Below are 22381 nucleotides of genomic sequence, written 5' to 3'. Positions count from 1 at the left end.
GGACTGATCCTGAACCTACCGGCAGGGGCCGCGTTGCGCAATGAGGGTAGCCAACTTACTCCGAGCGAAGCCCGGCCAGCGTCTCTTCCGTTGCGGCACGAAGGCCGGCCAGCGACGGCCCAGCGGCCAGGATCCCCCGGCTGGAGGTCGCCAGGACACTGGGATACGCGGCGCCGAACGTCGCTCGAAGATCCGCCGGAGTTGCGCCCTGGGCACCCAGTCCCGGGGCAAGGATCGCCCCGCGGACAGGGTCGAGGTGGATGTCCAGATCCTCAAGGGCGGAACCGATAGTGGCTCCAACAACCAAGCCAACAGACCCAAGGGAGCCCTCGTACCGCTGGTTCTCGGCTGCAGCTGCGGCCACGATCCTGCGCGCCACGGAGTCGCCTCCGCCGACATGCTGGACAGACTTTCCCTCGGGGTTCGATGTCAGTGCAAGCACAAACACGCCCCTGCCGTAGTGCGCAGCGAGATCCAAGGCGGGGCGCAGCGACTCAAAGCCAAGATAAGGGCTCAGTGTCACGGAGTCAGCAGCCAGGGACGAACCATCCCGCAGCCAGGCATCGGCATACGCAGCCATGGTGGAGCCGATGTCCCCACGCTTGGCATCAGCGATGCTGAGCACGCCTGCCTCCGAGGAGGCTGCCAGCGTGCGTTCCAGGACTGCCATGCCGGCGGAGCCGTGACGCTCATAGAGCGCCACCTGCGGCTTGACCGCGGCAGCGAGGGAAGCCACGGCCTCCACCACTGTCAGCGAAAAGCGTTCCAGTCCCGCGGCGTCGTCGTTCAATCCCCATTCGGCCAGGAGCTGCGGGTGCGGATCGATTCCAACACACAGCGGACCGCGCGAGGCCATGGCCGCTGCCAGCCGGGAGCCAAAGGACTCCCGGGCTGGCTGCTGCACTTGCTGTGGTGAAGCAGACTCAGGCATTGGCTGCTTCCATTGCGGCTGCCAGGTTTGCTGCGTGCTCCTGCAGGCTGGTCACGGACCATTCGTAGGTACGTAGCGCCTCAATGGCCTGCACTGCGGCGTTGAACTCGGCAACGGTGGTGATGCAGGGAATGCCGATGGACGTTGCCGCGGCACGGAGTTCGTATCCGTCGCTGCGGGCTTCGCCTCCGGAGGGCGTGTTGAAGACCATGTCGATCTCGCCGGCGATGACCAGATCCGCAATGGTGCCTTCGCCTTCGGCGCTGCTTCCCTCGGCCACCTTGCGGACCGGAGTCGCCTGGATGCCGTTGCGCCGCAGGACGTCAGCCGTGCCGCCGGTGGAGACGATCTCGAAGCCGAGGTCTGACAGGCGCTTGACGCCCATGATGACGGAGCGCTTGTCACGGTTGGCTACCGAGACGAAGATCTTGCCCTCGGTCGGCAACGCGTTGTTGGCAGCGGCCTGGCTCTTGGCAAAGGCGGTGTCGAAGTGCTTGTCGATGCCCATGACTTCGCCCGTGGAGCGCATTTCCGGGCCGAGCAGGGAATCTACAACCTTGCCTTCAGGAGTGCGGAAGCGGCTGAACGGAAGGACCGCTTCCTTGACGGCAACCGGGGCGTCCAACGGGAGGGTGGAACCGTCACCGGTTTCCGGCAGCATCTTGTAGGCGCCGCGCAACTGGTTGATGGTCACGCCCGTACCGATGAGGGCAGCCGCCTTGGCCATCTGCACGCCCGTTGCCTTGGAGACGAACGGAACTGTGCGGGAAGCCCGCGGGTTGGCTTCAAGGACGTACAAGACGTCGGAAGCCAGTGCGAACTGGATGTTGATGAGGCCGCGGACACCCACGCCTTCGGCAATGGCACGGGTTGCCGTGCGCACGCGCTCGATCACGTTGTTGCCCAACGTAATCGGAGGAAGCACGCAAGCGGAGTCACCGGAGTGGATACCGGCTTCTTCGATGTGTTCCATGATGCCGCCGAGGTACATGTCAGTGCCATCGAAGAGAGCGTCGACGTCGATTTCCACCGCGTCTTCGAGGAACCGGTCAATCAGCACCGGGTGGTCCGTGGTGATTTCCGTGGCGTTGGCGATGTAGCGGGAGAGGTTCGCTTCGTCGTACACGATCTCCATGCCACGGCCGCCCAGAACGTAGGACGGCCGGACCAGTACCGGGTAGCCGATTTCGTCGGCGATCTTCTTGGCGTCGTCGAAGGAAACGGCGGTGCCGTTCTTCGGGGAGGTCAGGCCGGCTTCGTCCAGGACCCGGGCGAAGGCGCCACGGTGCTCAGCGAGGTCGATTGCTTCCGGCGATGTGCCCAGGATCGGAACACCGGCGTCGGCAAGCTGCTGTGCGAGCTTCAGCGGGGTCTGGCCACCGAGCTGCACGAAGACACCCATGACGCCACCGGTGCGCTCTTCAGCGGCGATGACCTCGAGGACGTCCTCAAGGGTCAGCGGCTCGAAATAAAGGCGCGTGGAAACGTCGTAGTCCGTGGAGACGGTCTCGGGGTTGCAGTTGACCATGACGGTTTCGTAGCCGGCTTTGCGGAGCGCCATGGAGGCGTGGACGCAGGAGTAGTCGAACTCGATGCCCTGGCCAATGCGGTTGGGCCCTGAACCCAGGATGATGACGGAGGGCTTGGCGTGCAGGCCTACCTCATCTTCCTCGTCGTAGGACGAGTAGTGGTACGGGGTGTAAGCGGCAAACTCTGCGGCACAGGTGTCCACCGTCTTGTAGACCGGACGAATGCCCAAGGCCTGGCGGACGCCACGGACCACTGCCTCGTTGTTGTGCGTCAAGGCACCGATCTGCTCGTCGGAGAAGCCGTGGCGCTTGGCGTTGCGCAGCATTTCTTCGGTGAGCACGCCGGCCTTGCGGATCTCCTGCGCGGTCTCATTGAGGAGCTGCAGCTGGTCCAGGAACCAGGGGTCGATCTTGGTGGCTTCGAAAAGGTCTTCCACCGTGGCGCCACCCAGGAGCGCGCGCTGCACCTGGTGCAGGCGGTCCGTCGTGGGTCGCTTGGCCTTCTCGATGAGTTCGGCAACCTCGTATTCCGGCACGGAGCTGAAGTCCAGCTGCGAGCCCTTCTGCTCCAAGGAGCGAAGGGCCTTCTGCAGGGCTTCGGTGAAGTTGCGGCCCATGGCCATGGCTTCGCCAACGGACTTCATGGTGGTGGTCAGCGTGTTGTCGGCTGCCGGGAACTTCTCGAACGCGAAACGCGGAACCTTGACCACTACGTAGTCCAACGTGGGCTCGAAGGAGGCCGGGGTCTTCTGGGTGATGTCGTTGGGGATCTCATCCAGTGTGTAACCGAGGGAGAGCTTGGTTGCGATCTTGGCAATGGCGAAACCTGTTGCCTTGGATGCCAGCGCGGAGGAACGGGATACGCGCGGGTTCATTTCAATAACCACGACGCGGCCCGTGGCGGGGTCGATGGCGAACTGGATGTTGCAGCCACCGGTGTCCACGCCCACTTCGCGGATAACGGCGATGGAAACGTCGCGGAGCTTCTGGTATTCGCGGTCCGTGAGGGTCAGTGCCGGAGCAACCGTGATGGAGTCACCAGTGTGGACGCCCACGGGGTCGAAGTTTTCGATGGAGCAGACAACAACGACGTTATCGTTCTTGTCGCGCATCATCTCAAGCTCGTACTCCTTCCAGCCGAGGATGCTCTCTTCGAGCAGGACCTCGGTGGTGGGGCTGTACTGGAGGCCCTGGCCGACGATGCGGCGGAGGTCGTCCTCGTTGTAGGCCAAGCCTGAGCCCAGGCCACCCATGGTGAAGGACGGCCGGACCACCATGGGGTAGCCGAGGTCTTCAGCAGCAGCGAAGGCCTCTTCCATGGTGTGGATGATGTGGCTGCGTGCGGACTCCGCGCCGCAACGCTCCACCACACCTTTGAACTTTTCGCGGTCTTCCCCGAGCTCAATGGCAGCAATGTTCGCGCCAATGAGTTCCACGTTGTACTTCTCCAGCACACCGTTCTTGTCCAACGCGATGGCAGTGTTCAGGGCCGTCTGGCCACCCAAGGTGGGCAGGATGGCGTCCGGACGCTCCTTGGCGATAATCTTCTCCACCACCTCAGGGGTGATGGGCTCAACGTAGGTGGCATCTGCGAACTCGGGGTCCGTCATGATGGTGGCCGGGTTGGAGTTTACGAGGATGACCCGCAGGCCCTCTTCCTTGAGGACGCGAAGCGCCTGGGTTCCGGAGTAGTCGAACTCGGCCGCCTGGCCAATGACGATGGGGCCGGAACCGATGACAAGGACGCTCTTGAGATCTGTACGCTTGGGCATTACTTCTTGTCCTCAGTCTTGGAGTCGGTGGAGTTGGCGCCTGTGGCCTTGGACTTCGTATCGGCCATGAGGTCGATGAAGCGGTCGAAGAGGTAGGCAGCATCGTGCGGTCCGGCCGCAGCTTCGGGGTGGTACTGGACCGAGAACGCCGGGATGTCGAGGCAGGCGAGTCCCTCTACGACGTCGTCGTTCAACGAAACGTGGCTGACTTCCACGCGACCGAAGCGCTCTTCCGGCGCCACGGTGGAACCGTTCAGCGGCGCGTCAACAGCGAAGCCGTGGTTCTGCGAGGTGATTTCCACCTTGCCGGTCCGGCGGTCCATCACCGGCTGGTTGATGCCCCGGTGGCCGTAACGGAGCTTGTAGGTGCCGAAGCCCAGGGCACGTCCCAGGATCTGGTTACCGAAGCAGATGCCGAAGTACGGGAGTTTCTCGTCCAGCACCGAGCGCAGCAAGGAAACCTGGTGGTCTGCCGTGGCGGGGTCGCCGGGTCCGTTGGACATGAAGAAGCCGTCAGGCTTGACCGCGTTGACGTCCTCCAAGGTGGAAGTGGCGGGCAAGACGTGCACCCGCACGCCGCGCTCAGCGAAGCGCACCGGGGTCATTGCCTTGATGCCAAGGTCAACGGCAGCGATGGAGAAGCGCGGCTCGCCTTCCCATCCGTGGTCCTTGGGCTCCACGACGTAGGCCTCGTCAATGGAGACTTCCTCAGCCAGTGCTGCACCTTCCATGGGAGCGCTGGCCAGGACAGCGTCCAGCAGTTCCTTGTCCGTGGACTGCGCGGCCTCGCCGGAGAAAATACCTGCGCGCATGGTCTTGTGTTCGCGGAGGTGGCGGGTGATGGCGCGGGTGTCTACGCCCTGGATGCCAACGATTCCCTGCTCAACCAGTTCATCATCGAGGCTTCGTTCGGACCGCCAGTTTGAGGGACGGCGGGCGGCGTCGCGCACAATGTACCCGGCCACCCAAATGCGGCGGGACTCAGCGTCTTCGCTGTTGACGCCGGTGTTGCCGATGTGCGGCGCAGTCTGCACCACCAGCTGGCGCGCATAGGAGGGGTCGGTGATGGTCTCCTGGTAACCGGTCATGCCGGTGGCGAAGACGGCCTCACCAAGAGCGGTTCCCTGGGCTCCGTAGCTGCGGCCGCGGAACATGCGGCCGTCTTCGAGCACGAGTACTGCTGCTGAGGGGGTGGGTGTGGTGGCTGCTTTACTATCCGTCACTTTATTACTTTCCACTATCGGCATCTGCCTGAGGGGCTGCGGAGATCAAATCCTGGAGGGCTTCGAGGAGGAGCTGTTTGTCGGTTGCGTGCCTGGAACGGAATCCGGTGTCGAGTTCCCGGGCTCCAAGCTTCCAGTTGACAACCAGGAGTCCGTCCTTTTCGACGAATTTCCCGGCCATACCGTTGGCTTCGCGGCTGTCCACCAGCGCGGCTCGCGGGATGAACACAGGGGCGGCACCGGATCGGTCGAACAGCACGCCTTCTGCGTGGATGCTCAGTTCCGCATTGGTCCGGATACCCAGGCCCTGCACTGCGATCCGGTCCAGCCAGTCCCCCGCCGTGGTGGTGGCCACGTATTGGCCATCTGCGACCACCGTTGCCGGCGTCAGCTGCTCCGGTACTTCGGGAAGGCGTTCGACGTCGGCTTGTCGCCTCAGCCGGTTGCGCCATCCCAGCCAGATCATCGCCAGGACGACGACGATCAGCGGCACCGTGATGAGCACGGTCAGTGTTTGGTTATCCATTAGCTGCTGCTGACTGCCGGGTACCTGTACGGCGTGTTGAGCTGTCCGCCGAGGACGGTTGGGTGGCCCTTGAAGAAAGTAGTCACCACGGAGCCGGGCAGCTCTTTGCCCTTGAACGGTGAATTGCGGCCCATGGTTGCCATTTTATGGGGGTCAACGGTCCAACGCGCAGCCGGGTCCACCAGGATGACGTTGGCAGGCTCGCCAACCTCAAGCGGGCGGCCCTGATCGGCCACACGGCCAATGACTGCCGGCGTGAACGAGGTAACCCTGGCGAAGTCGGCCCAGGTCATGAGCCCGGTTTCGATCATGGTCTCCTGAACCACGGAGAGGGCGGTTTCAAGGCCGGTCATGCCCATGGCTGCCTGCGCCCATTCGCATTCCTTGTGCTCGCTGGGGTGCGGAGCGTGATCGGTTCCCACGACGTCGATGGTTCCGTCTGCCAAGCCCTCTCGGAGGGCTTGGACGTCGGCGTCCGTACGAAGCGGCGGGTTGACCTTGTAGACGGGGTCGTAGCTACGGACCAGCTCATCAGTGAGGAGCAGGTGGTGAGGGGTGACCTCGGCTGTGACGTTGATTCCACGCGCCTTCGCCCAGCGCACGATTTCCACGGAACCCGCCGTCGAGACGTGGCATACGTGGAGACGGGAACCAACATGCTGGGCAAGCAGGACGTCGCGGGCGATGATGCTTTCCTCGGCGACAGCCGGCCAGCCGGTGAGCCCCAGCACCGCGGAAACAGCACCTTCGTTCATCTGTGCACCAGCGGTCAGGCGCGGCTCCTGAGCATGCTGGGCCACCACGCCGTCGAACGCTTTGACGTATTCCAAGGCCCGGCGCATGAGGACGGGATCGTGGACGCAGATGCCGTCGTCGGAGAACATCCGGACCTGCGCACGGGAGTCCGCCATGGCCCCGAGCTCGGCGAGCTGCTCCCCCGCCAAGCCCACCGTCACTGCACCGACGGGGCGCACGTCAACCCAGCCGGATGCCCGGCCCAGGCTGTGGACCTGTTCGACGACGCCTGCCGTGTCAGCAACGGGGTTGCTGTTGGCCATGGCGTGGACCGCGGTGAAGCCACCAAGTGCAGCGGCCCGGGTACCGGTTTCCACAGTTTCGGCGTCTTCGCGGCCGGGTTCACGCAAGTGGGTGTGAACGTCCACCATGCCGGGCAGGGCGACGAGGCCCTGGGCGTCGATGACTGTTGCGTCGTCAGCTGACAGGTCCTTGCCGCGTGCTTCGATAACGCCGTCACGGATCAAGAGGTCTTCAGCTTCGCCGCCGAGGATGGCGGCCCCACGAATCAGGTAGGTGTTCTCGGCCATCAGTTGGTCTCCTTGCTGGACTGGCTTACGTTCGGGGCGGCTTCGCGGGAGTCCCCGGAGAGCAGCAGGTAAAGGGCGGCCATTCGGACCGAGACACCGTTCCGCACCTGCGCGAGCACGGTGGAACGCGGTGAATCTGCGGCCGCAGAAGATATCTCCAACCCCCGGTTCATGGGGCCTGGATGCATGATGATGGTGTCCTTCATGCCGAGGTCGTCCAGCATCCGGAGCCTGGCGTCATCGAAACCCCAGCGGCGCGAGTACTCGCGGGTCGAGGGGAAGAAGGAGGCGTTCATGCGCTCACCCTGGACACGCAGCATCATCATGGCGTCGATGCCTGCTTCCAACGTCTCGTCCAGGTTGTAGCTGACCTTGCAAGGCCAGTGCTCGACGCCGATGGGCAGCAGAGTAGGCGGCGCCACCAAGGTGACCTCGGCGCCAAGGGTCTTCAGCAGCCAAACGTTGGACCGGGCGACACGGGAGTGCAAGACATCCCCGGCTATTGCTACCCGCATGCCCTTGAGGTCTGCTCCCGTGGATTCGATGCCGTTGACCTGGGACCAATGCCGACGCATGGTGAACGCGTCCAGCAGTGCCTGGGTTGGGTGCTCGTGGGTGCCGTCGCCGGCGTTGATGACAGCTGCATCTATCCAATCCGTGGCAGCAAGCCGATGCGGGGCACCGGAAGCCCAGTGGCGGATGACGACGGCGTCCGCCCCCATGGCTGCGAGTGTCTGCGCAGTGTCCTTGAGGGACTCACCCTTGGAAACCGAGGACCCCTTGGCGGCGAAGTTGATGACATCGGCCGACAGGCGTTTGGCCGCGGCCTCAAAAGAGATACGGGTACGGGTGGAGTCTTCGAAGAAAAGATTAACCACGGTTCGGCCGCGGAGCGCCGGTAGTTTCTTTACTTCACGCTCGCCGACGGCAGACATTTCCTCCGCCGTGTCCAAAACACGAACGGCGTCGAAGAGACTGAGGTTTTCGGTGGAAAGGAGGTGCTTCACTTGCCAGCCTCAATTACTACCTCGTTGACGGGCACGCCGTCCACGGAGTCGATCTCCTCGAGGTGGACCCGGACTTTCTCGGATGAGGAAGTGGGCAGGTTCTTGCCCACGTGGTCTGCGCGGATGGGAAGCTCGCGGTGGCCCCGGTCCACGAGCACAGCCAAGCGGACGATCCTCGGGCGGCCAAGGTCAACCAAGGCGTCCAGTGCGGCGCGAATGGTTCGGCCCGAATAGAGAACGTCGTCGATCAAAACAACAACCTTGTTGTCGATTCCGGACAACGGGAGCCGTGTGTGGCGTGGGGGCCGCGTGGGCTGATGGGAGAGGTCGTCACGAAACATGGTGACATCCAGCTGGCCGACCATCGTCTCGGCGTTCACCGTGGGGTCGGCGGCTGCAATTTTGTTGGCAAGCCGCACTGCCAAAGGATAGCCGCGGCTGGGAATGCCCAACAGGACAAGGTCCTGGGAGCCTTTATTGGCTTCGAGGATCTCGTGGGCGATACGAGTGAGCGCACGATCAATGTCCGCCTGATTGAGAACAACCCGCGACGGCACGTGCGCTGAAGTGACTTCAGTCATCGCTCGTCTCCCCTTTCCCCGCCTCACGGGACGGAATTAAAAAAGGAATATTTGCTTTTCAAAACTACCACAGCGCCTCTTTCCCACCTCATCGGGGACGGTGGCGAAGCGTGAGTTTAAGCTCACACTCCGTGCTGTGGAATAGGCTCTTGCCCATGACCATGAACCACCACGGCCAACCCTATCCGCGGCCATATCTCGAGCCTGGTGCCAACCCCACCTGGATCGGCCGCGTGCAGCCGAGCAACTATCAGCCGGCTCCTGGTAATCCCACATCCCTCCCCCGGCAAACCTGGGCGATGCCACCCGCACCGCAAGCTCGCAGGACCTGGGGCATGCTGCCGCTACTCATTGTGGGAACCGTACTGGTCCTCGGCAGCCTGTTGCTGGTGGTGCCGTTCCTCCTGGGCAATACGGGCATTGCCGGTTTTGTGATCGGATTCATCGCCTCCCTCATTCCACTCTCCGTGGTGCTGTTGACCGTCCGCCTGATCGATCGCTGGGAACCCGAGCCAAAGAGGCTCTTGTGGTTTGCGTTCACGTGGGGCGCCGCGGTCTCCATTGCCGGCACGCTGCTCATCCAGCCGATCTTCGCGCTTGCAGCACCAACCTCCAGCGAAGAAGCTTTCACCTACTTCATGGCCACGGTCCAAGCCCCCATCGTTGAAGAGTTCACCAAGTCCCTGGGGTTGTTGGTCCTGATTCTGGGAGCACGCAAGTACTTCGACGGACCGGTCGACGGGGTCGTCTTCGCCTTCACCATTGCCGCGGGCTTCGCCTTCACGGAGAACATCCTCTACTTTGGACGCGAAATAGCCTCATCCACCGATCCAGGCACCGACTTGGTCCGGATTTTTATCCTCCGCGGCGTCATGTCACCGTTCGCCCACGCAGTGTTCACGGGGACAACCGGGCTGATCATGGGCTTCGCAGCCCGGAAATGGCACTCAGGCTATGCCGTCCTGGCGTTCTTCATCGGTTTGCTACCCGCAATATTCCTACACAACCGCTGGAACAGCATGGGGCAGAACTTCCTGGTGGAGTACTTCGTGGTCCAGGTTCCGATCTTCCTGATCGCTGCCGCAGGCATCATCCTTCTCCGTGTTGCCGAAGGAAAACTTACCCGACAACGGCTCCTGGAGTACGCCCGGGCAGGCTGGTTCACGCCAGCCGAAGTGGAGATGCTGGCCACGTCACGAGGCAGGCGGCAGGCTGTTCGTTGGGCGTCGTCGCGCGGACGCGGGAACCAGATGAAATCATTCATCAAAGGGGCCACAGCATTGGCGTTTACCCGGCAGCGGATCCTCAGTGGCCGCGACGTCCACGTTCACCAGCACGATGAACTGGAACACTTGCGCAGCATCCCCTCCCTCAGGGCGGCGGTGCTTCAGTAGCGCAACGGACCCACAGGTAAGACAAAAGGACCCGCATCCAGTGGATGCGGGTCCTTTTCCTCATGAATGCCTAAGCCAGAAGCGACGGCTTGAGCTTCTGCAAGCGGCCAAGCAGCCCGTTGATGAAAGCCGGTGACTCGTCCGTGGACATCGTCTTGGCAAGGGCCACAGCTTCGCTGACAGCTACGCCGTCCGGAACTTCATCATTGTAGAGAAGTTCCCACGCGCCGATACGAAGGATGATGCGGTCTACGGACGGCATACGCTCCAGCGTCCAGCCCTGGGCGTAGGTCTGCAGGAATTCATCGATGGTTGCCTGCATGGAAACAACACCCTCCACGATTTCCACCGTGTACGGGTTGATGACAAGATCGGTCTTCTCCCGGCGCGCTGTCATCGCGTCGAAAGCCGAAACGGAGCGCTGCTCCGCTTCGAAAAGTACTTCGAGCGCCCTGCTACGGGCTTTACCGCGTGCGCTCACTAGTCGTTGACCCGGCCCAAGTAGCTGCCATCGCGGGTGTCTACTTTGACCTTGGTGCCCTGCTCAACGAACAGCGGAACCTGGATTTCGTAGCCCGTCTCCACAGTTGCGGGCTTGGTGCCTGCCGATGAGCGGTCGCCCTGAAGGCCCGGCTCCGTGTAGGTGATTTCGAGGACAACGCTCGGGGGCAACTCGATGTACAGCGGCGTGCCTTCGTGGATGGCAATGTTGACCATCTGGTTTTCGAGCATGAAGTTGGTGGCGTCGCCTACAGTGGCACCGGACACTGTGATCTGGTCGTAGTCCTGGGTATCCATGAAGACGAAGTCTTCGCCGTCCTGGTACAGGTACTGGTAGTCACGGCGGTCAACCGTTGCGGTTTCAATCTTCAGGCCGGCGTTGAAGGTCTTGTCGACCACCTTGCCGGACATGACGTTGCGCATCTTGGTTCGGACGAAGGCACCGCCCTTGCCCGGCTTGACGTGCTGGAACTCAATGATGTTCCAGAGCTGGCCCTCGAGCTTCAGTACGGTCCCGTTCTTGATGTCGTTTGTGGTTGCCACTCGTATCCTCTGGTTTCTCTCACTGGTTCAAGCTGCCAGTTTGTCTATGCCAAGCAGGCATGCCAAACGGCCGGCCAGCGCGTATTTATCAAAAATCCAAGAACCATTCTACCGGCAAATACGGCTACGGCTTGCGAGCTGCGTTTCCCGGGCCTTCAGGAAGCCAGTTCAAGTACATTCCGGGCCCTCTGCAGGGCAACAGCCGAAGAGTAGATCAGCGCCGCATCGGCGGCCATGGCTACACGCAGGTCCAGCGCCTTTGCGAATTCCTCGGATGCTGCCAGCGCATTGCCGCTGACGAAGTACGCCCTGCCCAGGTACTGGTGCACGATCGCCTCCTTGGAGCTGCCCTGGACATCCTGCAACAGGTGCCGGAACAACTGCACCGCACGGTCCAGCCGGTTAGTTGCCCGGTGGACTTCCGCTTCAAAAATCCTCAAGCGGAAGGACTCCGGATCCTTATATCGCGCCTCGGCCAACAGCTCAGCCGCCTCGTTGGGCTGGTTGTCCAGCAGCAGGGCCATGATGCGATCCGCAGGGTCTTCCGAGGCAGCGAGGGCGGTCTCCATGGCTTCCTCATTGACAACCACAGGAAGCAAAGTGTCCGGGTTCATCCGGACTCCGGGGAAACCTGCAGTAGGCCAGTCGCTGACGCCTTCCCGAAGAGTGACGGTCATGATGCGATCTCCTGGTAGGCGGCAAACAGGAGTGAAGTGTCAGGGACCTCCAGGATGCCCGGCTTGGCAACGCCGTCGAGGACAACGAACCTCAGGAGATCGCCGCGCGACTTCTTGTCCCGGCGCATTCCATCCAAAAGACCCTGCCAGCGGTCCCTGCGGTACGTGATGGGCAGCCCAAGGCTCTCCAGGATGGTGCGGTGCCTGTCGGCATCAGCATCGGACAACCGCCCGACGCTTCGCGACAACTCGGCAGCGAACATCATTCCAACGGAAACGGCGGCGCCGTGACGCCATGAGTAGCGTTCCACGAGCTCGATCGCGTGGCCCAGCGTGTGGCCGTAGTTCAGGATTTCGCGGAGGCCGGATTCCTTGAGGTCCTGTGAAACGACTTCAGCCTTGACGGAAATCGCGCGTTCAATGAGCTCCCGGACTACGTCGGATCCCGGATCCATGACTGCGTCTGTGTTCTTTTCCACGAGGTCGAGGATTGCCGGATCAGCAATGAAGCCGCACTTGATGACCTCGGCCATCCCGGAAATGAGTTCATTCTTCGGCAGGGTCCGGAGCGTGTCCAAGTCAGCCAGGACCGCGGCCGGGGGGTGGAAGGAACCCACAAGGTTCTTGCCTTCGGCTGTGTTGATGCCGGTCTTGCCCCCCACTGAAGCATCCACCATGCCGAGCAAGCTCGTGGGCATGTGGATGACTTTGACGCCACGAAGCCAGGTGGCGGCAACGAAGCCGGCGAGGTCCGTTACAGCGCCGCCGCCAACAGCCACGATGGCGTCGGACCGCGTGAAATCGTTCTCGCCCAGCACTTGCCAACAGAACGCGGCAACCTGGATGTGCTTGCCCTCTTCAGCATCCGGGATTTCGGCTGTGAGTGCCGTGAACCCAGCAGCCTCCAGCTCGTCCCGGACGGTATCACCGGTCAGGCGGAGGGCCCGCGGGTGGATCACCAGAACCCGTCGTACGCGTTCGCCAAGCTTGGCCGGCAGGGTGTCCAACAGCCCGCGGCCCACCACGACGTCGTAGTTCTCATTAACCGACTGGCCGGTCACCTTGATGACAGTTGCTTCGTTGCTCACTTTTCAACTTCCTCTTTCAAGGCTGCATGCTGGAGCAGCCGCTCCTCCAAATGGAGGCCGATTTCTGCCACGGTTCCGGAACGGACATCCATGACGATGTCCGCGAGACGCTCATAGACGGGACGCCGGGTGGCAAACAATGCTTCCCAGCGGCTCATGGCGTCACCCTGCAGCAGTGGCCGCCCTGTGTTCCGCGCAATCCTGTCCGCGACGGTCTCCGCATCGCATTCCAAGTAGACAACGGTGCACTCCCCCAGCAACTGCTGGGTTCCGGAGTCAAGCACAGCCCCGCCGCCCAGGGAAATGATGGCCGGCTCTGCCTTGGCAGACTCGATGGCCTTCGCCACTGCCCGCGCTTCAATCTCGCGGAACGCGTGCTCTCCCCTGCCGGCGAAAATGTCTGCGATGCTGCCGTGGGCAGCTACCACCACCGCGTCAGTGTCCACGAACGGGACACGTAATTGATGGGCCAGTTGCTGGCCGATCGCCGATTTTCCGACGGCCATGGGGCCTACGAGAACAATGGGGCGGCCATCCGGGATAGCGCGAACCACTACCGGCCGACCGAGTCCAGGGTGGCCGGGATGCTCTCCAAGTAGCTCTGCAGGTTCCGTTGGGTCTCAGCGACGGAGTCGCCTCCGAATTTCTCGGCTACAGCCTCGGCGAGAACCAAAGCCACCATGGCTTCGGCCACCACGCCTGCTGCCGGAACCGCGCAGACATCCGAGCGCTGGTGGTGTGCCTTGGCAGGTTCGCCGGTGCTGACATCAATGGTGCGAAGCGCCCGTGGGACGGTCGCAATTGGTTTCATGGCAGCCCGAACACGAAGAACTTCACCGATGCTCATGCCACCTTCGATGCCACCGGCCCGGTTGGTCTGGCGAACGATCTTGCCATTCCCGTCCTTGAGGATCTCATCGTGTGCAGCAGATCCCCGGCGTGCAGCCGTAAGGAAGCCGTCGCCCACTTCCACACCCTTAATGGCCTGGATGCCCATGAGTGCGGCCGCGAGTCGTGAGTCGAGGCGACGATCCCAGTGAACGTAGCTGCCGAGCCCTGGGGGAAGCCCGTATGCCAGGACCTCTACCACGCCGCCCAAGGTTTCGCCTTCCTTGTGGGCGGCATCCACCTCGGCCACCATCGCATTGGACGTCTCGCGGTCAAAACAACGCAAGGGATCGGCGTCGAGGGCTATGACGTCCTGCGGCAACGGCAAAGGCCGGCCTTCGGGCACGGTCACGCTGGCAATGGAAACGGTGTGGCTTACCAACTCGATGCCCAGTTGCTTCAGGAACTGTGCAGCGACGGTACCAAGGGCCACGCGTGTAGCGGTCTCACGTGCGCTGGCACGCTCAAGAACCGGGCGGGCTTCGTCGAATCCATACTTCTGCATACCTGTGAAGTCGGCGTGCCCCGGGCGAGGCCGCGTCAGAGGCGCATTGCGGGCTTGGTCGGCGAGGACCGCAGGGTCCACGGGATCAGCAGACATGATCTGCTCCCATTTCGGCCACTCTGTGTTGCCGACCTGGATGGCTACAGGGCCACCTTGGGTAAGTCCATGCCGGACGCCACCCATGATGGTGACCTCGTCCTGCTCAAACTTCATGCGGGCACCACGTCCATAGCCCAGGCGGCGACGCGCCAGCGCGTCACGAATCTGCCCGCTGGTGAGTTCAACACCGGCAGGAACGCCTTCAACAATTCCGATCAGGGCCGGACCATGGGATTCACCGGCAGTCAACCAACGCAACATATAACCAATCCTGCCATGTAAGGCTTCTAGAACACTCGCCGGGGAAGCCCGACTGAGTCGCACATCACATCTATGACGGCGGCATCGACGTCACAGCCGCTGAAGCGCCTGATCTGCTCGGCCGCCTGGTACATCAACATCTCCAAGCCCGGGACTACTGCTCCCCCGTGACCATGCCACACTTCCGCGAGGCGGCTGGGCCAAGGATCGTAAGCCACGTCCAACAGGACTCCAGCCCCGGTGGCGGGCAATGCCGCAAGTTCCTCCGCCAACGAGTCGGCGGCGCGGGGTGGAAGCGTGGAGATCACCAGATCCGTGCCGGCCACGGCAGTTGCCGCTTCCGTCAGGGGCCGGATGGCCAAGGAAATTCCGACGGCGGCCGCGGCGGCCTGCGCATCGCCGGCACGTCCCGCGTCGCGAACGAAAACGTCGACGTGACGGGCACCAAGTTCCTGCACAGCGGCGACGGCCGCAGCCGAAGTCCCACCTCCACCAAGGATCGCTGCGTGGGGTGTGGCGACGACGCCCGCATAGCGGACCGCCTCCACGATACCGGCAACATCAGTGTTGTAGCCCACCCGACGGACCTGCCCGGCGTCGTGCTCGAAAACCACCGTGTTGATAACGCCCAGATGGGCGCCGGCGCCGCGGACTTCATCCACTTCCTTGACCATGGCCGACTTCAGCGGCATGGTTACCGAGAGGCCACACCAAACGTCATCTCCGCGGATCGAGTCCATGAATGAAGGAAGGAGTTCCACAGTGACGTCGATGGCCGAGTACTCGATATCCACGCCCAGTTTGGTGTAGGCAGCAGAGTGCAGTGCCGGAGATTTCGAATGCGAGATCGGGTGCCCGAGTACTGCGGCGCGACGACTCACACACACCGTCCCGCGTTGGCCTGGCACCACGCGTTGTACTGCTCAACATAGGTGTTGTGCTCAGCCAAGGTCTTGGAGAACTTGGTTTCCTTGCTGTCCAGGTTGATGGTCACCCAGTAGAGATATTCGTTCTGCGTCGGCTTGGCTGCAGCATCAATCGCTGTCTTTCCCGGCGAGCCAATAGGTCCTACCGGCAACCCGACATTGGCGTACGTGTTGTAGGCGTTGGACTTGTCGGCCTTTTCTTCCTCGGTGAGGTGGAACGACTTCTTGCCCAAGCCATAGGTCACTGTGGCATCGGACTGGATGAGTCCGCTGGTTTCCACATTGTTGGGCTTGAGCCTATTGTAAATGGCTCCGGCCACGTTCCCGTAGTCTGCCTGGCCACCTTCGGCCTGCACGATGCTGGCGATGGTTACGGTGTCGTACTGCTTGGCGGGGTCTGTAACACCCTGGGCTTTGAGTTCATCAAGGGTGGTGGTTACCAGCTTCTGGATGATGTCCTTGGCGGACGTGCCCAGCTCAAAGCGGTATTCGCCCGGGGCAAGGAAGCCTTCCAGGTTTTTGGCCTTGGCAGGAACTCCGAACTGCGCCGGCGCCTGGTTCAAGGCGTTGAGCTGCTGTATGGGGATGCCGGAACCCTTGGAAATGGCCTCCAGGGACTCATTGATGCGCAAGCCGGCACTCAGCGCGAAGTACATCACTTTGCCGGCGTCCTTGTTGACGAGGACAGCCACGGCGTCGGAATTCTTCATTTCGGTACGGAACGTGAAGTCGCCCGGAGACAGTTCCCCACCTTCACTCAGGAAGGCCTCAACAAAGGCATCGGAGTCTGCAACCACGCGGTTTTGTACGAGCTCGTTGGCTACGGCTTTGGGACCGGATCCCTCGGGCACGGTGATGGTCACCGACCCCGTTCCGGGGCCCGGGTAATCGGTAACCCTGTCCATACCCAGCAAGGGCTTCAGGAACTGCGCACCGATCGCGATGGCGGCGACGAAGACACCCAGCGTGATCAAGAGGGCCAGGACGCGACGACGGCGACGGGCCTTCTTCGCGGCGGCCTTGGACGCCGGGCTGGCAGCAGGGGCAATGAAGTCATGGTGGTGCTCATCATGCAGATGAACGTCATCGTGGAGTTCTTCATGGATGTCCAGCTGGTAGTGGTCATCATGCGCAGCGAACTCATGCTGGTCATGAACGTCGTGAATATCACCGTGATCTGCCGCGGCGTGGTCACTGTGGTCGTGTTCGTTGGTCTCGTGTTCACTGACCTCGTGTACGTGGACGTCTTCCTTGTGCAGGTCCTCGTGATGACCTTCCGGCCCACCAAGCACCTGGGCTGCGTGAACCTCAGGGTCGACAGGCTCACCGGCAGGACTTGGGGTTGCCGCGGGAGTCGGGGGGGCCACAGGCGTGGGGGGCGCGATGGGAGTCGGGGGTGCCACGGGTGTGGGGGGCGTCGCGGGCTCAGGTTGAACGGCCGGGATCGGTCGGGGCAATTCCGGCTCAACTTCCGCTGAGGGAGCCGCCTCTCCTGGAGTCGCTTCAGGAACGGGTACCACATTGTGGTTCTGCGTGGCGAGGAATCGTTCACGCGCCCGCAGCTCTTTGCGGGTTAGCGACATACCGCCGCCGGCGGTACCGCTGGAGGGGTCGTTGTTGACCGGGCTCACAGTTGCAGTCCCCTCTTAGAAGAATCGGATTCACGGCCTGAGGCAGCCCGCAGCGTTGGGGCACTGCTGGGTTTCTCGGACTGCGCCGGTGCCTGCACTCGGCGGCCAACGTCCGTTCCTCTGGCTTTTTGCATGTCGATTGCGTGCTGAAGTATTCCAGCAGCAGCAACCTGATCAACCACTTTACGGTGGTTCTTGCTGCTCATGCCAGCTTCGTGCAGGTTGCGGTGTGCCGTAACAGTGGAAAGTCGCTCATCGACGAGGTTTACGGGAACGTCCAAACCGACGCGCAGAAGCTCACTGGTAAGAAGGTCGGCGTAGTCCATGGCCATTTGCGCAGACGCGCGTTCCTCGCCCCTCATGGTCCGTGGAAGACCCACGAAAATCTGGACCGCCGGCAACTCCGCCGCGTGCTTGACCACGACGCGAACATCGGAATTCTTCTTGCTGTCCCGCCCTACCGTCTTGAACGGCGTGGCCAATATCCCGTCGGGATCACAAATGGCCAGGCCTACACGGACGGTACCGACGTCTACCCCCAGCTTGATGCCTTGGGGGTAGACGCCACTGTCAGTACTGGAATTCACCGTCAGCGCTTGGCTATCGCATCCACCACCGCTGTGAGGGCCTCGGAGACCTTCCCAGCGTCGGTGCCGCCGCCTTGGGCGACGTCGTCCTTGCCGCCACCGCCGCCACCGAGGATCCCGGCGGCCAGGCGGACAAGCACGCCGGCCTTTACGCCTGCTTCACGGGCAGCCTCGTTGGTAGCGATCAGAATGACGGGCCGGTCATTGCTCACACCCGCAACAGCCACGGTGGAGGCTTCCGAACCAAGGCGATTGCGCAGATCAAGGGCAAGGTTACGCAGATCGTCAGCTCCACCCACCTGACCGGCGTCGTGAGCTACAACCCGAACACCAGCGGCATCCTTGGCGGTACCAACAAGGTTTGCGGCCGCTGCTGCAAGCTGTTCCTTGCGGAGGCGATCGAGTTCCTTCTCCGTGGCCTTGAGCTTGTTCAGGGTGCTGGAGATGCGGTCTGCAAGTTGTCCGGACGGAACTTTCAACAGTTCCGTGAGCTCGGAAACCAGAGCGCGCTCGGCTGCCAAGTGACGGAAAGCGTCCAAACCAACAAAGGCCTCGACACGGCGGTTGCCGGAGCCAACAGACTGTTCGCCCAGCAAGGAAAGGCTGCCGATCAGTGAAGTGTTGGAAACGTGGGTGCCACCGCACAATTCGCGGGACCATGCGCCGTCGATCTCCACCACGCGGACTTCGCTGCCGTAGTTCTCACCGAACAGAGCCATGGCGCCCAGGGCCTTGGCTTCAGCGAGCCCCATCACCTTGGTATCCACCCGGAAGTTGTTCCGGATGGCGATGTTGGAGACCTCTTCGATTTCAGACCGTGTGGCAGTGCTCAAACCCTCGCCCCAGGCGAAGTCGAAGCGAAGGTAGCCGGCCTTGTTGTAGGAACCGCGCTGAGTGGCTTCCGGCCCGAGGATCTGGTGCAAGGCGGCATGCACAATGTGCGTGCCGGTGTGGGCCTGCTCGGCAGCGTGCCGACGTTCACGGTCGACGGCGGCGCGCACCAGTGCGTCGGAAGCGATCTCACCTTCACGAACAATTGCCTTGTGAACGCTCAGGCCCTTGATGGGACGCTGCACGTCCAGGACCTCCACCACGAAACCATCGCCGGTGATCAGGCCGGTGTCAGCTGACTGACCGCCGGCTTCTGCATAGAACGGGGTTTCGTTGAGGACCAACTCAATCTCGTCGCCGGTGGATGCGTGCGCTACAGCACGGCCGCCGCTGACGATACCGCGAACCTTCGCCTCGCCCTCAAGTTCGTCGTATCCCGTGAAGACGGTCTCGCCCTTGCCCAGGAGCTCCTGGTAGGCGCTGAGGTCGGCGTGGCCGCCCTTCTTGCCCTTGGCATCGGCCTGGGCACGCTGGCGCTGCTCAAGCATGAGCGCACGGAAGCCTGCCTCGTCCACCTTGAGCCCGGCCTCTTCTGCCATTTCCAAGGTCAGGTCAATCGGGAAGCCGTAAGTGTCGTGCAAGGCGAAAGCGTCCGCGCCGGACAGGGGAACGCCGGCAGCCTTCGATTCGGCTACTGCATCCTCCAGGCGGGCCGTGCCGGAAGCAATAGTGCGCAAGAACGCCTTTTCTTCGGCGTAGGCAATACGGCTGATGCGGGCAAAGTCAGTCTCCACCACCGGGTAGACACCCTTCATGGCGTCGCGGGAGGCGGGAAGGAGGTCGGGCAGGCAAGCTTTTTCAACGCCGAGCAGGCGCATGGCGCGTACAGCGCGGCGGATAAGCCGGCGCAGCACGTAGCCGCGGCCCTCATTGGAGGGTGCGACGCCGTCAGCGATGAGCATCAAAGCAGAACGAATGTGGTCCCCAACGACGCGCATGCGGACATCGTCCGTGTGGTGCGGGTCTTCCGGAGATTCAGCCGAGGTGTACTCGCGCCCGGACAATTCAGCAGCTTTGTCGATGACCGGACGGACCTGATCGGTCTCATACATGTTTTCGACGCCCTGGAGGATCATCGCGAGACGTTCCATGCCCAAGCCCGTGTCTATGTTCTTCTGCGGCAGTTCGCCAACGATGTCGAAGTCCACCTTGGAGCGGACGTTCTCAATCTGGTACTGCATGAACACGAGGTTCCAGATTTCGATGTAACGGGTCTCGTCGGCCAGCGGGCCGCCTTCGATTCCGTAAGCAGGGCCGCGGTCGTAGTAGATCTCCGAGCAGGGGCCGGCCGGGCCCGGCTGGCCTGTAGACCAGTAGTTGTCAGCCTTGCCCATGCGCTGGATGCGCTCGGCGGGAATTCCGGTGTTCTTGAGCCACAGTTCCTTGGCTTCGTCGTCCTCTTCGTAGACAGTCACCCAGAGAAGTTCGGCCGGTAGTCCGTAGCCGCCGTCGTCAACGCTGGTGGTGAGCAGTTCGAAAGCGAACTTGATGGCGTCTTCCTTGAAGTAATCACCAAAGGAGAAGTTGCCGCACATCTGGAAGAACGTGCCGTGGCGGGCGGTCTTGCCCACTTCCTCGATGTCTCCGGTGCGGATGCACTTTTGGACGCTCGTTGCACGGCTGTAGGGAGGCTCTTCGCGCGCGGTCAGGTAAGGAATGAAAGGTACCATTCCGGCCACAGTGAAGAGAAGTGACGGGTCGCTGGAAACGAGCGACGCGGAGGGAACGGCGGTGTGGCCCTTGTTGACAAAAAAGTCCACCCAGCGCTTGGTGATCTCCTGCGACTTCATTAGCTGATTACTTACCCTTCTCAATTCACTGCACACGATGTGCGCGGTACCGGCTGGTGCCGTTCCGCAGCTTTCCATTCTGCCCTGTTGAGGGCGTGGGGGCGAACCGCTCCCGCTAGCGCCGGGTGGCTCCGGCGTCGTCGATCCCCAACGCTGCCCGCAAATCCTCTTCGCGTTGGTGCATCCCCGTACGCACGGCGTCTGCAAAGTCGAACAGTCCGTCAGCCATCCGGCCGACGGCGCGGTTTAGGCCCTCCGGCCCCAGGTTTGCTTGGGCTTCGGTGATCTTACGGAAGGCAATGACGCCGATGGCGACGCCGATGCCCATCCAGACAATTCTCTTCATAAGGTTCCAGTCTCCCTGTAATTCAGCAGTTGGCTTGGTCAGCGGCTGACGTGGTCAACGGCTGCGGCGGCCGGAGGAAGGCGTACGGCGTCCAGCGAAGGCAGAACGGACGCCATAGCTGAAGGCAGCCACCTTAATCAGCGGCGAGCCTACCGTGGCTGCAACGAGCGAGGACAACGCGGAGATGTTGGCCGACGCATCGGAGACGTTGGAGGCGATGCCGTCAACCTTCTTCAACTGCTGGTTGGTGGTGGTGACGGTTGCAGTCACCTCATCCATCAGGGGCGTGGCGCCATCGCTGATGGAACGGATTGAGGTCCGCACCTCGTCAAAGACGCCGCCAAGCTTCAAAATGGGCACGGCCAAAAGCAAGACGAGGAGCGCGAAGACTCCTGCTGCGATGAGGCCGGCGATGTCGCCACCAGACATAGAACTCTTCTCCTTGGATCGTTTCGCTGCCTCGCACCAGCCGGTTCACGGCTTTGGCCGAAGCCTCCCCAAGTACCTTACCTATATTGGACCGGTACCTTACAGACAAAGAAGCCCGCGGCGTGTGCCACGGGCTTCCTTGTATGCGCTGCTTGAATTTAGCGAGCGTAGAATTCGACGACGAGCTGCTCTTCGCAGATCACGGGGACCTCGGAGCGCTTCGGGCGACGAACCAGGCGGGCCTGAAGGGCGTCGATCTTGACGTCCAGGTACGCCGGCACGTTGTTGAGGACGTGCGCGCCAGCGGCTGCCACCTGGAACGGGGGCATAACCTCGGAGCGGCTGTGAACGTGAATGAGCTGGCCTTCGCCAACGCGGAAGGACGGGCGGTCCACGCGGATGCCGTCAACCATGATGTGGCGGTGCACAACCAGCTGGCGGGCCTGTGCGATGGTGCGGGCGAAGCCTGCACGGAGCACGAGGGCGTCCAAACGCATTTCGAGCAGCTCAACCAGGTTTTCACCGGTGAGGCCCTTGGTGCGGCGTGCTTCTTCGAAGGCGCGGGTCATCTGGGCTTCGCGGATGCCGTACTGGGCGCGCAGACGCTGCTTTTCGCGCAGACGTACAGCGTAGTCGGAGTCCTGCTTCTTGCGGGCACGGCCATGCTCACCGGGGCCGTAAGGGCGGCGCTCCATGTACTTGGCTGCCTTGGGGGTCAGAGCAATGCCGAGTGCACGCGAAAGGCGTGCGGTACGGCGAGCACGAGTGTTGTTAGCCACTTGTGTCCTTCCAATTACTGCGGTGTGTCAGTGTTACTGGCCTCCATCAGGGAGAGCATCGGCCAACCGCTGCCTCTTGCTACTAGCCCGGGCGCACAGCACTATTGAAGAAATCTTCAGAGGGATTGTGCGTCGGGCCATGCCAGACAAGC

21 protein-coding genes are annotated in these 22381 nt (G+C 62.3%); 1 reads left to right on the top strand and 20 read right to left on the bottom strand.

Annotated features, from left to right (window positions below; translation table 11 throughout):
- Positions 1–55: 55 nt before the first annotated feature.
- The 7 genes from pyrF to pyrR are packed head-to-tail and all read right to left on the bottom strand — an operon-like array spanning position 56 to position 8894.
- A complete protein-coding gene (gene pyrF, locus A477_RS0103035) occupies positions 56–931 on the bottom strand; it encodes an orotidine-5'-phosphate decarboxylase (RefSeq protein ID WP_017197557.1) in 876 nt (291 codons plus the stop codon).
- Entirely contained in the window at positions 924–4232 is a 3309-nt protein-coding gene (gene carB, locus A477_RS0103030) for a carbamoyl-phosphate synthase large subunit (protein ID WP_017197556.1), read from the bottom strand. The genes pyrF and carB overlap by 8 nt, the downstream gene beginning before the upstream one ends.
- Positions 4232–5479 (bottom strand): glutamine-hydrolyzing carbamoyl-phosphate synthase small subunit, encoded by a 1248-nt coding sequence (gene carA / locus A477_RS0103025; protein WP_017197555.1) that lies wholly within the window; start codon positions 5477–5479, stop codon positions 4232–4234. The genes carB and carA overlap by 1 nt, the downstream gene beginning before the upstream one ends.
- The gene (locus tag A477_RS0103020) at positions 5460–5981 is read right to left on the bottom strand and encodes a PH-like domain-containing protein (protein WP_017197611.1); all 522 of its coding nucleotides are present in this window, start codon (positions 5979–5981) and stop codon (positions 5460–5462) included. The genes carA and A477_RS0103020 overlap by 20 nt, the downstream gene beginning before the upstream one ends.
- A complete protein-coding gene (locus A477_RS0103015; RefSeq protein ID WP_017197554.1) occupies positions 5981–7306 on the bottom strand; it encodes a dihydroorotase in 1326 nt (441 codons plus the stop codon). The genes A477_RS0103020 and A477_RS0103015 overlap by 1 nt, the downstream gene beginning before the upstream one ends.
- Positions 7306–8313 (bottom strand): aspartate carbamoyltransferase catalytic subunit, encoded by a 1008-nt coding sequence (locus A477_RS0103010; protein ID WP_017197553.1) that lies wholly within the window; start codon positions 8311–8313, stop codon positions 7306–7308. Before A477_RS0103010 ends, A477_RS0103015 begins: the two co-directional genes overlap by 1 nt.
- A complete protein-coding gene (gene pyrR, locus A477_RS0103005; protein WP_014921974.1) occupies positions 8310–8894 on the bottom strand; it encodes a bifunctional pyr operon transcriptional regulator/uracil phosphoribosyltransferase PyrR in 585 nt (194 codons plus the stop codon). The genes A477_RS0103010 and pyrR overlap by 4 nt, the downstream gene beginning before the upstream one ends.
- A 110-nt stretch (positions 8895–9004) precedes the next feature.
- Here pyrR and A477_RS0103000 point away from each other — a divergent pair, with 110 nt between their 5' ends.
- Positions 9005–10288 carry a PrsW family intramembrane metalloprotease gene (locus A477_RS0103000; protein WP_017197552.1) on the top strand — a complete coding sequence of 428 codons (1284 nt, stop codon included), beginning with the start codon at positions 9005–9007 and terminating at the stop codon, positions 10286–10288.
- A 70-nt stretch (positions 10289–10358) separates the two neighbouring features.
- Here the strand turns inward: A477_RS0103000 and nusB are convergent, their stop codons facing one another.
- The 13 genes from nusB to rpsD form a co-directional block, all read right to left on the bottom strand.
- A complete protein-coding gene (nusB, locus tag A477_RS0102995) occupies positions 10359–10769 on the bottom strand; it encodes a transcription antitermination factor NusB (RefSeq protein ID WP_011774956.1) in 411 nt (136 codons plus the stop codon).
- Positions 10769–11332, bottom strand: coding sequence for an elongation factor P (efp, locus tag A477_RS0102990; protein WP_011774957.1), 564 nt, complete (start codon positions 11330–11332; stop codon positions 10769–10771). Before efp ends, nusB begins: the two co-directional genes overlap by 1 nt.
- Positions 11333–11487: 155 nt before the next feature.
- Positions 11488–12009: a tetratricopeptide repeat protein gene (locus A477_RS0102985; protein WP_017197551.1), complete on the bottom strand. Its 522-nt coding sequence runs from the start codon at positions 12007–12009 to the stop codon at positions 11488–11490.
- Complete coding sequence (gene aroB / locus A477_RS0102980) at positions 12006–13097, bottom strand: 3-dehydroquinate synthase (protein WP_017197550.1); 1092 nt, start codon at positions 13095–13097, stop codon at positions 12006–12008. The genes A477_RS0102985 and aroB overlap by 4 nt, the downstream gene beginning before the upstream one ends.
- Positions 13094–13651: a shikimate kinase gene (locus A477_RS0102975; RefSeq protein WP_017197549.1), complete on the bottom strand. Its 558-nt coding sequence runs from the start codon at positions 13649–13651 to the stop codon at positions 13094–13096. The genes aroB and A477_RS0102975 overlap by 4 nt, the downstream gene beginning before the upstream one ends.
- On the bottom strand, positions 13651–14850 hold the full coding sequence (gene aroC / locus A477_RS0102970) for a chorismate synthase (RefSeq protein WP_017197548.1): 1200 nt from the start codon (positions 14848–14850) through the stop codon (positions 13651–13653). Before aroC ends, A477_RS0102975 begins: the two co-directional genes overlap by 1 nt.
- A 26-nt stretch (positions 14851–14876) precedes the next feature.
- Positions 14877–15731 carry a shikimate dehydrogenase family protein gene (locus A477_RS0102965; protein ID WP_017197547.1) on the bottom strand — a complete coding sequence of 285 codons (855 nt, stop codon included), beginning with the start codon at positions 15729–15731 and terminating at the stop codon, positions 14877–14879.
- Entirely contained in the window at positions 15728–17407 is a 1680-nt protein-coding gene (gene mltG / locus A477_RS0102960; protein WP_026005311.1) for an endolytic transglycosylase MltG, read from the bottom strand. The genes A477_RS0102965 and mltG overlap by 4 nt, the downstream gene beginning before the upstream one ends.
- The gene (ruvX, locus tag A477_RS0102955) at positions 17404–17994 is read right to left on the bottom strand and encodes a Holliday junction resolvase RuvX (protein ID WP_017197544.1); all 591 of its coding nucleotides are present in this window, start codon (positions 17992–17994) and stop codon (positions 17404–17406) included. The genes mltG and ruvX overlap by 4 nt, the downstream gene beginning before the upstream one ends.
- A gap of 2 nt (positions 17995–17996) precedes the next feature.
- Entirely contained in the window at positions 17997–20675 is a 2679-nt protein-coding gene (gene alaS / locus A477_RS0102950) for an alanine--tRNA ligase (RefSeq protein WP_026005310.1), read from the bottom strand.
- A 115-nt stretch (positions 20676–20790) separates the two neighbouring features.
- Complete coding sequence (locus A477_RS0102945; RefSeq protein WP_017197542.1) at positions 20791–21021, bottom strand: hypothetical protein; 231 nt, start codon at positions 21019–21021, stop codon at positions 20791–20793.
- Between the two features lie 54 nt (positions 21022–21075).
- Positions 21076–21450, bottom strand: coding sequence for a DUF948 domain-containing protein (locus A477_RS0102940; RefSeq protein WP_017197541.1), 375 nt, complete (start codon positions 21448–21450; stop codon positions 21076–21078).
- Positions 21451–21608: 158 nt separating this feature from the next.
- Entirely contained in the window at positions 21609–22229 is a 621-nt protein-coding gene (gene rpsD, locus A477_RS0102935) for a 30S ribosomal protein S4 (protein ID WP_011774968.1), read from the bottom strand.
- Positions 22230–22381: the final 152 nt, after the last annotated feature.

The sequence above is a fragment of the Arthrobacter sp. M2012083 genome (assembly GCF_000281065.1).
Lineage (GTDB): Bacteria > Actinomycetota > Actinomycetes > Actinomycetales > Micrococcaceae > Arthrobacter.
This window is presented reverse-complemented; position numbering and strand designations above follow the sequence as displayed.

Excerpts from the sequence above, each read along its gene's own strand:
- pyrF (WP_017197557.1), bottom strand. The coding sequence starts at position 931 with ATGCCTGAGTCTGCTTCACCACAGCAAGTGCAGCAGCCAGCCCGGGAG.
- carB (WP_017197556.1), bottom strand. The coding sequence starts at position 4,232 with ATGCCCAAGCGTACAGATCTCAAGAGCGTCCTTGTCATCGGTTCCGGC.
- carA (WP_017197555.1), bottom strand. The coding sequence starts at position 5,479 with ATGCCGATAGTGGAAAGTAATAAAGTGACGGATAGTAAAGCAGCCACC.
- A477_RS0103020 (WP_017197611.1), bottom strand. The coding sequence starts at position 5,981 with ATGGATAACCAAACACTGACCGTGCTCATCACGGTGCCGCTGATCGTC.
- A477_RS0103015 (WP_017197554.1), bottom strand. The coding sequence starts at position 7,306 with ATGGCCGAGAACACCTACCTGATTCGTGGGGCCGCCATCCTCGGCGGC.
- pyrR (WP_014921974.1), bottom strand. The coding sequence starts at position 8,894 with ATGACTGAAGTCACTTCAGCGCACGTGCCGTCGCGGGTTGTTCTCAAT.
- A477_RS0102985 (WP_017197551.1), bottom strand. The coding sequence starts at position 12,009 with ATGACCGTCACTCTTCGGGAAGGCGTCAGCGACTGGCCTACTGCAGGT.
- aroC (WP_017197548.1), bottom strand. The coding sequence starts at position 14,850 with ATGTTGCGTTGGTTGACTGCCGGTGAATCCCATGGTCCGGCCCTGATC.
- alaS (WP_026005310.1), bottom strand. The coding sequence starts at position 20,675 with ATGAAGTCGCAGGAGATCACCAAGCGCTGGGTGGACTTTTTTGTCAAC.
- A477_RS0102945 (WP_017197542.1), bottom strand. The coding sequence starts at position 21,021 with ATGAAGAGAATTGTCTGGATGGGCATCGGCGTCGCCATCGGCGTCATT.
- A477_RS0102940 (WP_017197541.1), bottom strand. The coding sequence starts at position 21,450 with ATGTCTGGTGGCGACATCGCCGGCCTCATCGCAGCAGGAGTCTTCGCG.